The sequence below is a fragment of the Microbacterium sp. UCD-TDU genome (assembly GCF_000340625.1).
GTDB lineage: Bacteria > Actinomycetota > Actinomycetes > Actinomycetales > Microbacteriaceae > Microbacterium > Microbacterium maritypicum.
Genome location: NZ_KB454448.1, coordinates 48,757 through 62,511, shown reverse-complemented (window position 1 = coordinate 62,511; position 13,755 = coordinate 48,757). Strand labels below are relative to the sequence as shown.

The following is a 13,755-nucleotide window of genomic DNA, read 5'->3' as shown; positions in this document are numbered from 1 at the left end:
ACCGCCCCCGTATCCCCTCACCCCTTCACCGCGCCGCCGAGGAGACCTGCGACGAACTGCTTCTGGAAGATCAGGAACAGCAGGAGCAGGGGCAGGGTGGCCAGCAGCGATCCCAGCATCAGGCCCGAGTAGTCGACGCGGCTCATTCCGATCATCGTGTTCAGCGCGACCGGAACCGTGTAGTTCGCCTCGGTGTTGAGCATGAGCAGCGGCCAGATGAACGCGTTCCACTGGCTGATGAACGTGTAGATCACGAGCGCCGCGATCTGCGGCTTCGCGACCGGAAGCACGATCCGATAGAACGTGCGCAGCTCGCTCGCGCCGTCGATCCTGGCCGCCTCGATCAGGCTCGGCGGGAAGTCGAGGAACCCCTGGCGCATCAGGAAGATCCCGAAGGCGTTCGCCAGGAACGGCAGGATCACGGCCTGATAGGTGTCGATCCACCCCATGCCGGCCATGATCTGGAACAGCGGCACCAGCAGCACCTGCATCGGGATCATCATCGTCACGAGCACGAGAGCGAGCAGCACGCCGCGGCCACGGAATCGATAGGTGGCGAGCCCATAGCCGCACATGATGCTGACGATCGAGCTGAAGACCGTGTAGATCACCGCGATCAGGAGGCTGTTGAGCATCACGCGACTGAAGCCGATGCTCTCCTCCAGGCGGGCGAGGTTCTCCCACAGCGCGTCACCGGGGAGCACCGGGAGCGGCGTGCCGAACAGCTCGGAACTCGGATGGGTGGAGGCGATGACCATCCACAGGAACGGGATGATCGACACCACCGAGGCGACGATCAGCAGCAGGTAGAGCGGCAGCCGCAGCATGCGCGAACGGGCGCCGCGCTCCCCCGCGCCGAGGCTGCGGGTGTCGCGGCCGGACGTGACCAGGGTGCGGGTGGCGAGATCTGTCATGGCTTCTCCCTCATGACCCGGAACTGCACGACGGCGATGATCGCGGTGATCAGCACCAGCATCCAGGCGATGGCCGATGCATAGCCGAAGTCGAACTGTCGGAACCCGACCTTGTACAGGTAGAGCACCGGGGTGAGCGTGGCGTCGTTGGGGCCGCCGCCGGTGAGGATGAAGTTCTCATCGAACAGCTGCAGTGCGCCGATCGTCGAGGTGATCCCCGTGAAGATCAGCACCGGTCGCAGCTGCGGCAGCACGACGCTCCAGAACGTCTGCCAGCGTCCGGCGCCGTCGACCTTGGCCGCCTCGTAGAGCTCCGGGGGGATCGACTGCAGGCCGGCGAGGATGATGACCATGTTGTAGCCGGTCCACCGCCAGGTCACCGCCGCGATCACGGAGACCCGTGCCCACCACTCGTTGTTCAGCCAGTCGATCGGGGCGACGCCGAGCACGCCCAGCATCTGGTTCACGGCGCCGCCGTCGGTGGCGAGCAGCACCCGGAACACCACCGCGTACGCGACGAGAGTGGTCACCGCCGGGAGGAACGTGAGAAGGCGGAATCCCGATCGCCAGCGCAGCCACGACTGGTTGAGCAGGTAGGCGAGACCCACGGCGAGCGCCATCATCAGCGGCACCTGGACGATGAGGATCAGTCCGGCGTTGAGCAGGCTCTTCGCGATCAGCGGGTCGGAGAACAGCCGCTCGTACTGGCCGAGTCCGACGAAGCTCGTCACGCCGCCCTCGGTGCGGAACAGGCTCTGCCAGAGCGAGGCGCCCAGCGGATAGGCGAAGAAGAACAGGAGCAGGGCGGCAGCCGGCAGCACGAACCAGCGTCCGGCCCTGCCCGGGTCCAGCCGTCGGCGGCCGGACCCGGGCGAGGTCCGAGAGGTCATGGTTACTCCGCGACCTCTCGACCGGTGGAGGTGGCGAGCTGCGCGGCCGCGTCGGCGAGCACGGTGGCGGGGTCGGCACCGTTCAGCACGGCGGCGGCGACGGCGTTGGCGACGATGTCCGAGGCCTCCGCACTGTCCGAGGTGTAGACGATCGGCGGGATCTGGGCCGTCAGCTCTGCGAAGGTCTCGTAGACCGGCTGACCGCCGAAGTACTCGACCGGCTTCGAGAAGTAGTCCGACTCCAGCGCGGGCAGGTACGACGGGAAGAGCCCCTCGTTCGTCATCATCGACACCTGGTTGTCGGCATCCGCGAGCACGAAGTCGACGAACGCCGCGGCCAGCTGCGGGTTCTTCGCCTGCGCAGGCACCGCGAGGCCGGATCCGCCGTTGTTCGACGTGCGGGCGCCGCCCTCGTCGAACACCGGCAGCGGGAGCACGGCGTACTTGCCGCTCAGCTCGGGGGCATCGCCCTGGAGCGTGCCGATCCACCAGACCGCGTCTGCGGTCACGGCGGAGTCGCCGTCCTTCGCGGAGGTGACCCGCCCGTCCCATCCGGTGACGTTCTTGATGAGACCGGCCTCGTTCATCTCCTGCAGCATGGTGAGCACACGCACGGCTTCCGGCGAGTCGAGCGTGATCTCTCCCGCCTCGTTGAACAGCCCCTGCCCGAGCTGCTGCAGCAGCATCTGGAAGCCGCCACCGGCGGAGAGGTCGGTGGACAGCAGCGTGTGTCCGGTCTTCTCCTTGATGACCTTGCCCGCCGCGATCAGATCGTCCCAGGTCTCCGCGGCCTCGATGTCGACGCCCGCCTGCTCGACGATGTCGGTGCGGTAGTACAGCGCGACGGTGCCGGAGTCCCACGGGGCGATGCGCAACGAGCCCTCGGCATCCGATCCCGCCGACCACTTGAACGGGTCGAAGTCGGCTTCGTCGTCGCCCAGGATCGGGTTCAGATCGAGCATGCCCTTCGGGAACTGCGTGATGTAGCCGGGGGCCGCATCGGTCTCGATCGTGACGACGTCGGGCAGCCCGGTGCCCGCCTGGAAGCCGACCGACATCTTGTCGTAGGCGTTGTCGTAGCCCACGTCGACCACCTTCACGGTCGTGCCGTCGTGAGTCTTCTCGAAGTCGGCGGCCAGACGCTCGAGCGCGACGGCGCCGACGTCCCAGGACCAGACCGTGATCTCGCCGTCGAGCGTCGCGTCGGGGTCGAGCGCGACCGCGGATCCGCCGCCGGACACTCCTCCGGCCGCACATCCGGTGAGGCCGACTCCCACTGCCACGAGTGCGGCGATTCCGGTGAGCTTCTTCTTCATGACTGACTCCTTCGTCCGTGAAATGAATATTGAATACAACAGGAGGGCGCAGAGCCCCGCAGTGTTCCGCGACGCGGCGTCAGCTGAGCTGCACCGCGAGGTCGACGAACAGCGCGGCCGACCAGCCGAAGGCCGTGGTGGCGGTGCGGGCCTTCTGGCCCGTCTGCGGATTGAAGTACTCGTGCGGGCCCCCGCCGTGGATCACCAGGGCCACGGTCTGCTCACGCAGCTCCCGCGCACGCTCGGGGTAGCCGGAGGCCTCGAGCCCTTCGGCGACGAGCATGCTCGTATTGACCCAGATCGGGCCCCGCCACATGCGCTCCTCCGAGAAGTCGGGATCGGAGGCCGCAACTGTCGGCAGCCCCCAGGGCAGGGCGAAGCGCTCCGGGTCGTCGACGGCCTGGCGCAGCGCCGCGGCGATCGGAGCCGGCAGCGCGCCCGTGAGCAGCGGCATCAACCCGACGACGGTGTCGCTGAGCTGCGGCTCTCCGCCACCGAAGGCGAGGAACCGGCTCCGCTCGGGATCCCACATGCGCAGCAGCAGCTCCTGCGTGGTCTCGGCCCGCGCACGAAACCGCTCCACGTCGGCATCCGGCTCGTACTTCTGCAGCAGAGCGGCGAGCTCCCGATCCTGCTGCACGAGGTAGGCGCCGAGGTCGGGAGCCGCGGTCGGCAGGGGACCGTCGAAGATCGGGCTGTCGTCGAGCCCGGAGGAGTACGGGTGCCCGTACTCGGGCATCCCGTCGTGGTCGAGGTCGCTCCTGGCGAACCACCAGTCCTGCGAGCGCACGATGCGGGCCAGCTGCGTACGCGCATAGTCGGGAGCATCCTCGACCTCGAGCACCTTGCGCAGCGCCCACGCGGCGAGCGGCGGCTTGGTCAGGGGCACGGGCGCACTCGGATCGGCGATCTGCGATCCGGCACGACGCAGGTTCGCGCGGTCGCTCTCGGGAAGGTCGTCGCTGGTCGCCAGCACCCCGAGCTCGTGCACGACATCGGGTAGCTGCCCGTCCGGCTGCGGGAACCGGAAGGCGATATCGAGCTGCTCACGAGCGAGTTCGGGGTCGCCGTGCCGCAGGCCGACGGCGATGAAGTACGCATCCCACTGCCAGAGACCGACGTAGCCGATCTTCGACGGCACGATCGCCCTGGCATCGCCCAGCGACGGCAGCTCGACGATGTTCGCACCGAGCACCCACCAGCACAGCGCCGTCATCTCCTGCAGATCGTCGCGCACGCTCGGGCACTTCGCGAACCAGTCGGCCCAGATCGCCTCGGTCGCGGCGAGCGCTGCGGCGTGGTCTCCGCTCTCCACCGCGACGGCACGATCCGCGGCGACGCGCAGCCGGATGCCGCCGCCGAGCAGATGCTCCTCGACATGACCGTCCGGACGCCGCAGCCGCACCCGAGCCCCCGGCTCTCCCCCGAGGCTCAACGTCGACGGATCGGCGAAGGTCAGCGTCGCGGTAGCAGCACCGAACGTCACTCGCGCAGGATGCACGTCGGTCACCGGAAGCACCTCGCCCCCGGCGCCGATCACGGTCAGCGCATCCAGCACCCGGCTCTCCGACAGCCGCCGCTCGTACTCCGAGGTGTGCACGCGCACGCCCTCGCCGTCGTCGGCGCGGAACACCAATACGCGCGAGCGCGGGAGCGTGAAGGGCGCGGACACCAGGTCGAGGCGGCGTCCGGCGAGCGCGGCGGCATCCGTCATCATCGCCCTCCCAGTCCCGACGCGGCCATGCTGTTGAGGATCTTGCGCTGGCCGATCACGAACACGATCAGCATCGGCACGGTCGCGATCGCGGAAGCCGCCATCACGAGTCCGTAGTTGATGGATCCCTGCTGGCCCTCGAAGGCGTTCAGGAGGAGCGGCACCGTGAACAGGTCGGGCGAGTTCAGCAGCACGAGCGGGAACAGGAAGGCGTTCCAGACGTCGAGTGCGACGATGATGCTGAGTGCCGCGAGACCGGGCTTGAGGTTCGGGAGCACGACGCTCCAGAAGATGCGCCAGCGGCCGGCGCCGTCGACGATGGCCGCCTCTTCCAGTTCCCGCGGCAGGGCGAGCACGAACTGCCGCATCAGGAACACCGCGAAGGGGTTCGCCATGATGCCTGGCACGATCAGCGCGAGGTGCGAGTCGACCCAGCCGAGGTTCGACATCAGCAGGTAGAACGGGATCAGCGTCACCTGCTTCGGGATCATCTGCGTCGCGAGGAAGACGATGAAGAGCACCTTGCTGCCACGGAACCGGATCCGCGCGAAGGCATATCCCGCCATCGACGCCGTGAGCAGCGTGCCGACCACCACGAGGATCGCGATGTACGCGCTGTTCAGATACGCCTGACCGAACGGGACCGCGTTCCAGGCCTGGGTGTAGTTCTCGAAGGTCCAGGGATCAGGGAGGAACTGCAGCGGGTTCTTCAGCAGCTGCGGCAGGGTCTTGAACGAGGTCAGCAGCATCCAGACGAAGGGGAACACCATGCCGATCCCGGCCACCACGAGCACCACGTGCAGCAGGGTCGACCCGAACCGGCGGCGCGCGCGATCGACGGAGGGGCCTCCCCGCCCGCGCGAGCGGTATCCGGGCGCGGTGATGGCGATGGTGGAGTCGGTCGCCGGAGCGGGGCCGGTCAGCGGAGGAGTCTGAATGCTCATGCGGGGTCATCCTCGTAGTGGACGAACTTCTTCTGCGCGCCGAACTGCACCGCGGTGATGACGAGCGTCAGCAGCAGCAGGATGATGCTCGCGGCACTCGACGGACCGAACTCGAAGCGCCCGAAGCCCAGATCGAAGATGTGATAGACGATCGTGCGGGTCGCGTTGTCGGGGCCGGCGTCCTGCACCAGCACGTAGACCGTGTCGAACGTCTGGAGGGAGGAGATGAAGGCGACCACCGACGAGAAGAACACGATCGGGGAGAGCAGCGGCAGGCGGATGCTCGTGAACAGCCTCCAGGGCCCTGCGCCGTCGATGCGGGCGGCCTCGATCACCGAGGGGGAGATGTTCTGCAGCCCGGCGAGGAAGATCACGACGTTGAGGCCCATCGACGACCAGATGGTGACGATGCAGACGGCGAGGAGGGCGAGCTTCGGGTCCTGCAGCCAATCGGGCGGGGTGACCCCGAAGACCTTCGAGATCGTCGTGGACAGCAGCCCGTCGGAGCGGAACATCTGCTGCCAGATCATCGCCACCGCGACCGTGGAGGTCACGACCGGGGCGAAGAACAGGATCAGGTAGAGCGTGCGCGTCTTGAGCTTCTCGAGCGCGACGGCGACGATCACCGAGAGTCCGAGGCCGATCGGCACCGTGACGATCGCGATGATGAGCGTGTTGAGGATCGCGCGACCGAGGAGCGGGTCGGTCAGCTGATCGGCGAAGTTGGCGAAACCCACCCAGGTGAGGTCGGTCAGACCGTCCCAGTCCGCGAACGCGAGCACCAGGCTGGCGGCGAACGGCAGCACGACGAACAGCCCCATGCCGATCATCTGAGGGCCGACGAAGACGTAGCCCCACAGGCGGTCGCGGCGACGCCAGAGCGCCTCCTTGCGCAGGGGCGGGGCGGATGCCGCAGGGGTGACCTGCGGCATCCGCCCGTTCTCGGTGAGAGTGCTCACTCGTTCTACTCCGACCGTTCCTTGACCAGGTCGGCGATGGTGTCGAGCGTCTCCTGTGCGTCGGCCTTGCCCTGGTAGAGCTTCAGGAACTCATCGGCGATGGCGGTCGGCAGGCCGGGCACGCGTGCCTCGGCGGGGTAGTCCTCGAAACCGATGTCGCGCATGTCGAGGAAGGTCTGGGCGTGTGCGGGATAGTCGCCCTCGAGCACGACCTCGTCGGCGCCCTTGATCGAGGGGACCGCGTTGCCGCCGCCCTGCAGACGGAAGGTCTGCCCCTCGGCGGAGAGGAACTCGGTCCAGAACGTGAAGGCCGCGTCCTTCACCTTGGTCTTGCCGTTGATCGCGAGGAAGCTGGTCGCCACGCCCGTGGGAGCGGCTTCGCCGTCGGGAGTCGGCCACTGCACGATGTCGTAGCTGTCCTGCTCGCCCGTCGCATCGACCGTGCCGATCGTGTAGCGGCCCTGCACGAAGAAGCCGGCCTTGTGCGTGACGAACACGCTGTCGGCGCCGGCGCCGTCAGGGAGCGTGTCGGCGACGACGAAGGTGCCGTCCTCGAACAGGTCGCCGAGCTGCTGCACCGACTCGACGGTGGCGGCATTTTTGTTCGCGACGAAGGCTCCGGAATCGTCATAGGGAGCATCGAGGCCCTGCGACGAGAGCCAGCTCCAGTGCGTCGCCCAGTAGTTCCAGTACATGGTGCCGGTGAGACCCGCGTCGTGGAGCTTCTTGTTCATCTCCAGGAACTTGTCGGTGGTCCACTCGCCGTTCTCGGCCAGGGTCGCGGGGTCCTCGGTGATCCCGGCGGTCGCCAGCGCCTGCTTGTCGTACCAGAACACGTCGGGGTTGGAGTCGTTCGGCGCAGCGTAGACCTCTCCGTCGTTCTCGGCGGCGCCGAAGAGACCCGGGAAGAAGTCATCCTTCTTGGTCTTGCTGTCCTTCGAGTCCATCAGCTCGCTGAGCGGCATCAGACGCTTCGAGTCGACGAACTGACCGATCTTGTCGTCACCGACGTAGAACACGTCGGGCGCGGTGTTGCTGGTGAGCTGCGCGAGCAGCTTGGAGTGGTAGTCGCCGTAGTCGGCGACGGGCTGCAGCTTGACAGTGATGTCGGGGTGGCGCTTCATGAAGTCCTTGTTGAACTCCTCGTAGCGGGTGAGCTCGTCGGCCGTGCCCCAGGTGGACCAGACGACCGTGGCCTTGCCGTCGGCGTCGACACCCCCTCCGCCTCCTCCGCCCCCACCGCTGCACGCGGCGAGTCCGAGTGCCAGAGCGCCGGCGGCACCCAGCGCCAGATACCGCGTCACGTTCGCACGTGCCATCTCGCTACCTCTTTCATCATTGGAAGATCTAGGTCGGGATCACCCCTTCGGGCGTACTGGTATTCTGTATACAGAACGCAATCCTGTCAAGGATCGCCGCTCCCGGATCGCCCCATCGAGACCATCCCGTGACGTGCGCGAGCGACGAGGGCGCAGACTGTCTGCATGACCGATTCCGATCCACACCTGCTCGGCCCCGGACTCCTGCCGACGCCGTTCACCGCCGCCGAGATCCGCGACGCCACCGGAACAGGCACCGTGATCCGGCTTCTGCTGGAAGGCCCCGACGGCCCGATGGCCGAGCACGTCAACCGCTTCCACGACACCGATGACGAGGGGGCGACCCTCGACCGCTGGGCCGCGGAGGACCCCAAGGCCGTCGTCTCGAACCGGGTGACCTGGGCCGAGCTGCAGGGCCATGCCGCCTTCGACGCCGGCACCACGAGCGTGTCGACCGTGAGCCTGTCGACACCGCTCGGCGCGCTCACCTGCCGCCGGTACGACACTGACGACGGCATCTTCTGGTTCTCGATCGACCACCCGGGCATGCCCGTGCAGTACGAGTCCGACGGACTGCGCACGACCGTTCTGAGCATCGAGCGCGACTGACCAGGGCGTCGACCGGAGAAGTTCCCCGGAACGCGGGCGAGACCGCTCGAACGTCGGCCCCCCGGCGTATGGTCGCAGCATGAGCAGCACAGCATCCGCACAACATCACGGAGTGGTCCCCTCCTATCTGCTCGCGCGCCTGGCCGAGTCGGGCCGCTTCCCGAAGGCCGCCGCCGCCGCACGGCAGACGCTCACGGCCGGCCGCCCGCCGTTCCGCGCGCGCATCGACCTCTCGATCGACGAGAACGGCGACCTCGTGGCGCAGCTGTCCGAGGCCCCGAACCGCACGATCAGCGATGCGGGCAACACACAGCAGCTGCCGGGCGCGATCGTGCGCGGCGAAGACGACGGCCCCGTCGAAGACCCCGCGGTCAACGAGGCCTTCGACGGACTCGGCGCCACGTTCGAGATGCTCCTGGCCGCTTTCGATCGCAACTCGCTCGATGACGCCGGGGCGCCGCTCGATGCGACCGTGCACTACGGCGTCGACTACGACAACGCGTTCTGGGACGGCGAGCGCATGGTGTTCGGCGACGGCGACGGCGAGGTGTTCCAGCACTTCACCGGCTCGCTCACCGTCATCGGACACGAACTCGCGCACGGCGTCGTGCAGCACACCGCGAACCTCGAGTATCAGGGCCAGCCCGGCGCACTGAACGAGTCGATCGCCGATGTGTTCGGCGCCCTGACCGAGCAGTACGCCCTCGGCCAGACGGCCGACCAGGCCTCGTGGCTGATCGGGGCCGAGATCTTCACCGACGCCGTCGAGGGCGCGGCTCTGCGTTCGATGATCGCGCCGGGCACCGCCTACGACGACGACGAGCTCGGCAAAGACCCGCAGCCCGACCACATGAGCGGCTTCGTGCGCACCACGGAAGACAACGGCGGAGTGCACATCAACTCCGGCATCCCCAACCGCGCGTTCGCCCTCTTCGCGATCGACCTCGGTGGCAAGGCGTGGGAGCGCGCGGGCACCGTCTGGTATCGCGCGCTCACGGGTGGCCTGTCGAGCACCGCGACCTTCACGCAGTTCGCCGATGCCACCGTCGCCGCGGCCACAGCCGTCGATGCCGCGACAGCCGCAGCGGCTCGACGCGCGTGGACGACCGTGGGAGTCTATGGAGATGAGCGAGTCCCCTCCACCGACTGACGCGCAGGTCGCGATCGCGGTGGTGCGCACCGGCGGCATCGCCGGCATCCGCCGGCAATGGCGGGTGGAGGCCGCGCCCGACGATGCGGTGCACTGGATCGACCTGATCGACCGCTGCCCGTGGGACCAGGAGACGGACGCCGGATCCGGCGCCGACCGGTTCGTGTGGAGCATCCGGGCGCGCACACCGTCGGAGCGCCGCGAACGGGAGCTGCCCGACTCGGCGCTCGACGGCCCCTGGCGCGCGCTCGTCGAAGCCGTGCGTGCGGCCTCCGTCTGAGGCCCCACCGACGTACGCTCGCAGATGAGCCGTCGACCGACGGCGCATCGAAGGGGGATCATGCTGACGACAGACGAAGCCGAACGACTGCTCGGCGCGGCACGCGAGGCACACACCCGCGGCGACCCCCTGCTGCACCTGCACGTCGAGGTCAGCCGTCTCACCGGAGCCCCGTCATCGTGGGGTTCGGCGGCGAACGAGTGCCTCCAGAACGAGAGCGTCGGCTACTTCCTCGGCGAGGTCGAGCGCGTCGGCTGGCGACTCGAGCACACCGGATACGCCTTCGTCGACTCGGGCGCGACCACATCCGATCGGGTGATGAGCACCGGAACGGGCGTGGTGAATCACGGGGCCGTCTCGGGATACTTCACCTTCCGCCGCGCGGCCACGGTCTGACGTCGTCACCCGCGCGGGCCGCATCCGATCAATCCTGTGTGAATCCGGCCTCTTCGCCGCGACGCGGGTTCACAATGGAACCCATGGGACTGTTTCAGCAGAAGCCTGAAGAGCAAGAGAACCAGTGGGTACTGCCCTCGGAGCCGCTCGAGCGCTCCGAGACGGATGTGCTCGACTCGGCACCGGTCGTCGATCCGCTGTCGATCGGCCTCGGCGCGGAGGCCAGCGGCGACCTGAGCTCGGTCCTGTTCCCTGTCGCACCTCCCGTCCCCGAGGCCGCCTCGACCGAGAACGCCGAGCCGCTGAGCGAAGATCCCGAAGACGGCTGACGCCTCGCGGCAGGCATATCGGGATCACCCCCGCGCTTCACCCAGTCGCCAGTATCCCGAGAACGTGATGCGGTCCTTCGACACGCCGCGCTCGACGAGGTGTCGGCGGATCTCCTGCACAGCCAGGCGCTCCCCGCACACCCAGGCGTAGTCGATCACCTCGGGAAGCGTGGCGGCCCGCACCGCCCGCTGCAGCCGCACGCCGGGCAGCTCACCCCGGCGCTCGACCCAGGTGACAGCACCTGCGAGTTCCTGCTTCTCGGCGGGTCCCGAGATCTCGATGAAAACCTGGGTGTCGGCAGCCTCGGTGGTCTCGAGGATGCGGGCGATCGCCGGGATCGCCGACTCGTCGCCGACGATCACCCGCGCGCGCGTCTCGGGAAGCGGCGCGTACAGCGCCGTGCACTCCCGGATGCCGAGGGGGGAGCCCACCCGAGCGCGTCCGGCGAACCTCGTGCCGGGCCCCTCGTCGCCGTGCACGACGAAGTCGACGTCGATCTCCCGAGCATCGGGGCGGTGGCCGCGCAACGTGTACCAACGCAGGTCGGGCCGATCTTCTCCGGGTATCGCTGCCACGGCGGCCCGGATATTCTCGGTGCCGTCGTTCACAGGAAGAACGAGCGGAGCGCTCTCATCCCGAGGCAGCAGCAGCCCGAGGTACTCGTCGGGCCCCGCGGGCGCGTAGTCGGCGAATTCCGCAGCCGAGATCGTGAGCCGACGCATGTGCGGTGTGAGATCGCGCACGGCGGTGACCTCGGCGGCGAAGACGCGTGCTCCGGTGCGACGAGGACGCTGCGGTGGACGGACGCGGTGGACGGTGCGCTCAGCCACGCCGAGCCCCCTCTCTCCAGAGCAGCCACAGGAAGAATGCGCCGCCGACGGTGATGGTGACGACTCCGACGGGGATCGGCGCCGGGAAGATGTTCTGCGCGAGCAGGTCGCTCGCGAGCAGCAGAAGCGCCCCCACGAGTCCCGAGGCGAGAAAGCTGGTCGTGCCGCTCAGACGCCGAGCGATGTGCGGGGCGATCAGCGCGACGAACGAGATCGGGCCGGCGGTGGCCACCGCGACGGCGACCAGGAGCGTGGCGGCGGCGAGGAGAATCCATCGCGCGCGCACGGTCCGGACACCGAGGGCGGTCGAGACGCTATCGCCGAGTGCCATCATCCGCGCGTCCGGAGCCGCCGCGAGCATCAGGGGGACTATCAGGAGCAGCGCGATCAGGGCCGGGAGGAGGTCATCCCATCCACGCCCCTGCAGCGAGCCGACCAGCCACGTCTGCGCTGTGGTCGCGCTTGCGACGAAGACCTGGGTGAGCACATAGTCGACGACGGCCATGGCTGTAGCCGACAGTGCGACCCCGGTGAGGATCAGCTGCACTCCGTGCAGGCCGGAGCGCGCGGTGAAGAGCACGATCACTCCCGCGATCACGAGAGCACCGACCACCGCGCCGAGAGCCGCCTGCGCAAGGGATCCTCCGAGCACGAGCATGACGGTGACGGCGCCGACCGACGCCCCGCTGCTGATGCCGATCACGTCGGGACTGGCGAGCGGGTTGCGGGTCAGACTCTGGAACACGGCGCCGGCGATCGCCAGGCTGGCACCGACCACGATCGCCACCAGGCTGCGCGGCAGGCGGCGTCCGAGCACGAAGAACCCGTCCAGCCGCTCCGGTGGGCGCCCGAGCAGCGTCTCGATCAGTGCTACCGGTGTGACGACGTACTCGCCGATCATGAGCGCGGCGATCAACAGCACCAGCAGGCTGCCCGCGAGGACACCGCACACGACGGTCGTGCGGTGGCTGACTCGGAACGACCAGCGTGCTCCTCTGACTACGCGATCGTCGGCTGTCAGGGCGTCGGTGCGAAGGCTCACGAGATCCCCGCCGTCCGCTTGCCGACGACGAAGGCGATGAGCAGCGGGCCACCGATCAGAGCTGTGACGATGCCGACCTGCACTTCGCCCCCTCCTCCGATCACACGGCCGAGAGTGTCAGCCAGCAGCAGCATCGCCGGTGCGGCGAGCAGCGACAGCGGCAATACCAGGCGCAAGTCCGGCCCCACGAGCCGTCGAAGCAGATGAGGGATGACGAGGCCTACGAACGCGATGGGTCCAGCGATCGCGGTCGCCGTGCCACACAGGAGCGTGACGGCGACGAGCACGAGCGCGCGCACGACACCGGGCCTGACTCCGAGCGCCATGGCGCTGTCGTCGCCGAGCGCCATCAGATTCAGCGCGGGGCCGAGCAGCAGGGCGAGGGCCGCCCCGACGACGATGAAGCCCACGAGCGGCAGAGCCTCCTCCACCGGTCGGGCGGTGAGCGAACCGACCCGCCAGAAGCGGAATGCATCGAGCACGGTCTCGTCGGTGAGCACGATCGCCTGCGAGGCACCGGCCAGGATGGCCGAGAAAGCGACCCCCGCGAGGATCAGTCGCACGGGCGAACCGGAAGCGAAACGGGTGCCGGAGAACCAGAAGATCACCGCGGAGGCGAGTGCGGCTCCGGCGAGCGCGAGCCAGATCGTGCCGTCTACACCGAGAGCTCCGAGCACGCTCATGCCCGCGACGACGCCGAACGAGGCACCCGCACTGACGCCGAGCATGCCCGGATCGGCGATGGGATTCCGGGTGAGCGCCTGAATCAGCACCCCGGCTGCACCGAGAGCGACGCCGCAGATCACGGCGTTGACCGTGCGGGTGACGCGGAGCTCGCCGACGATGTTCAGGACGTTCTGGTCGCCCGTGCCGAACAGCGAGAGCACGACCTCGTCGATAGGTACGAAGCGGGCGCCGACGGCGAGGCTCAGCGCGAGCGAGATGGCCAGCACCACCGACACCAGGATGATCCCGAACCAGGCCGGGAAACGGGATGCCGAGACCGGAGCGCGACGGCGCGCGACGATGGCGGTGTGGGAACTCATATTTGGATAGCCTAAC

15 protein-coding genes are annotated in these 13,755 nt (G+C 68.3%); 5 read left to right on the top strand and 10 right to left on the bottom strand.

The window, feature by feature from the left end:
- Positions 1–17 precede the first annotated feature (17 nt).
- The 7 genes from D514_RS35690 to D514_RS35660 form a co-directional block, all read right to left on the bottom strand.
- Positions 18–914 carry a carbohydrate ABC transporter permease gene (locus D514_RS35690; RefSeq protein WP_017831196.1) on the bottom strand — a complete coding sequence of 299 codons (897 nt, stop codon included), beginning with the start codon at positions 912–914 and terminating at the stop codon, positions 18–20.
- On the bottom strand, positions 911–1,804 hold the full coding sequence (locus tag D514_RS35685) for a carbohydrate ABC transporter permease (RefSeq protein ID WP_017831195.1): 894 nt from the start codon (positions 1,802–1,804) through the stop codon (positions 911–913). The genes D514_RS35690 and D514_RS35685 overlap by 4 nt, the downstream gene beginning before the upstream one ends.
- A gap of 2 nt (positions 1,805–1,806) precedes the next feature.
- Complete coding sequence (locus tag D514_RS35680; RefSeq protein ID WP_017831194.1) at positions 1,807–3,120, bottom strand: ABC transporter substrate-binding protein; 1,314 nt, start codon at positions 3,118–3,120, stop codon at positions 1,807–1,809.
- A gap of 79 nt (positions 3,121–3,199) precedes the next feature.
- Positions 3,200–4,837 (bottom strand): amylo-alpha-1,6-glucosidase, encoded by a 1,638-nt coding sequence (locus D514_RS35675; RefSeq protein ID WP_144053090.1) that lies wholly within the window; start codon positions 4,835–4,837, stop codon positions 3,200–3,202.
- Entirely contained in the window at positions 4,834–5,778 is a 945-nt protein-coding gene (locus D514_RS35670) for a carbohydrate ABC transporter permease (RefSeq protein WP_017831192.1), read from the bottom strand. The genes D514_RS35675 and D514_RS35670 overlap by 4 nt, the downstream gene beginning before the upstream one ends.
- Complete coding sequence (locus tag D514_RS35665) at positions 5,775–6,737, bottom strand: carbohydrate ABC transporter permease (RefSeq protein ID WP_017831191.1); 963 nt, start codon at positions 6,735–6,737, stop codon at positions 5,775–5,777. Before D514_RS35665 ends, D514_RS35670 begins: the two co-directional genes overlap by 4 nt.
- A 5-nt stretch (positions 6,738–6,742) precedes the next feature.
- Positions 6,743–8,056, bottom strand: a complete 1,314-nt coding sequence (locus tag D514_RS35660; protein WP_017831190.1) for a sugar ABC transporter substrate-binding protein — start codon at positions 8,054–8,056, stop codon at positions 6,743–6,745.
- Positions 8,057–8,221: 165 nt separating this feature from the next.
- Here D514_RS35660 and D514_RS35655 point away from each other — a divergent pair, with 165 nt between their 5' ends.
- The 5 genes from D514_RS35655 to D514_RS35635 all read left to right on the top strand — a co-directional run bounded on the left by D514_RS35655 (position 8,222) and on the right by D514_RS35635 (position 10,820).
- On the top strand, positions 8,222–8,665 hold the full coding sequence (locus D514_RS35655) for a hypothetical protein (RefSeq protein WP_017831189.1): 444 nt from the start codon (positions 8,222–8,224) through the stop codon (positions 8,663–8,665).
- A 79-nt stretch (positions 8,666–8,744) separates the two neighbouring features.
- On the top strand, positions 8,745–9,815 hold the full coding sequence (locus tag D514_RS35650; RefSeq protein WP_031206362.1) for a M4 family metallopeptidase: 1,071 nt from the start codon (positions 8,745–8,747) through the stop codon (positions 9,813–9,815).
- Entirely contained in the window at positions 9,790–10,095 is a 306-nt protein-coding gene (locus tag D514_RS35645) for a protealysin inhibitor emfourin (RefSeq protein ID WP_017831187.1), read from the top strand. Before D514_RS35650 ends, D514_RS35645 begins: the two co-directional genes overlap by 26 nt.
- A gap of 60 nt (positions 10,096–10,155) precedes the next feature.
- Positions 10,156–10,491: a hypothetical protein gene (locus tag D514_RS35640; protein WP_017831186.1), complete on the top strand. Its 336-nt coding sequence runs from the start codon at positions 10,156–10,158 to the stop codon at positions 10,489–10,491.
- Positions 10,492–10,574: 83 nt separating this feature from the next.
- Positions 10,575–10,820 carry a hypothetical protein gene (locus D514_RS35635; RefSeq protein ID WP_017831185.1) on the top strand — a complete coding sequence of 82 codons (246 nt, stop codon included), beginning with the start codon at positions 10,575–10,577 and terminating at the stop codon, positions 10,818–10,820.
- 24 nt (positions 10,821–10,844) lie between these two features.
- Here D514_RS35635 and D514_RS35630 read toward each other — a convergent pair whose 3' ends face one another.
- From D514_RS35630 to D514_RS35620, 3 genes are read right to left on the bottom strand one after another with little or no spacing between them, the layout of a single operon-like run.
- Positions 10,845–11,651 carry a siderophore-interacting protein gene (locus D514_RS35630; RefSeq protein WP_017831184.1) on the bottom strand — a complete coding sequence of 269 codons (807 nt, stop codon included), beginning with the start codon at positions 11,649–11,651 and terminating at the stop codon, positions 10,845–10,847.
- Entirely contained in the window at positions 11,644–12,693 is a 1,050-nt protein-coding gene (locus D514_RS35625; protein WP_017831183.1) for an iron chelate uptake ABC transporter family permease subunit, read from the bottom strand. Before D514_RS35625 ends, D514_RS35630 begins: the two co-directional genes overlap by 8 nt.
- Positions 12,690–13,739 (bottom strand): iron ABC transporter permease, encoded by a 1,050-nt coding sequence (locus D514_RS35620; RefSeq protein WP_017831182.1) that lies wholly within the window; start codon positions 13,737–13,739, stop codon positions 12,690–12,692. Before D514_RS35620 ends, D514_RS35625 begins: the two co-directional genes overlap by 4 nt.
- Positions 13,740–13,755: the final 16 nt, after the last annotated feature.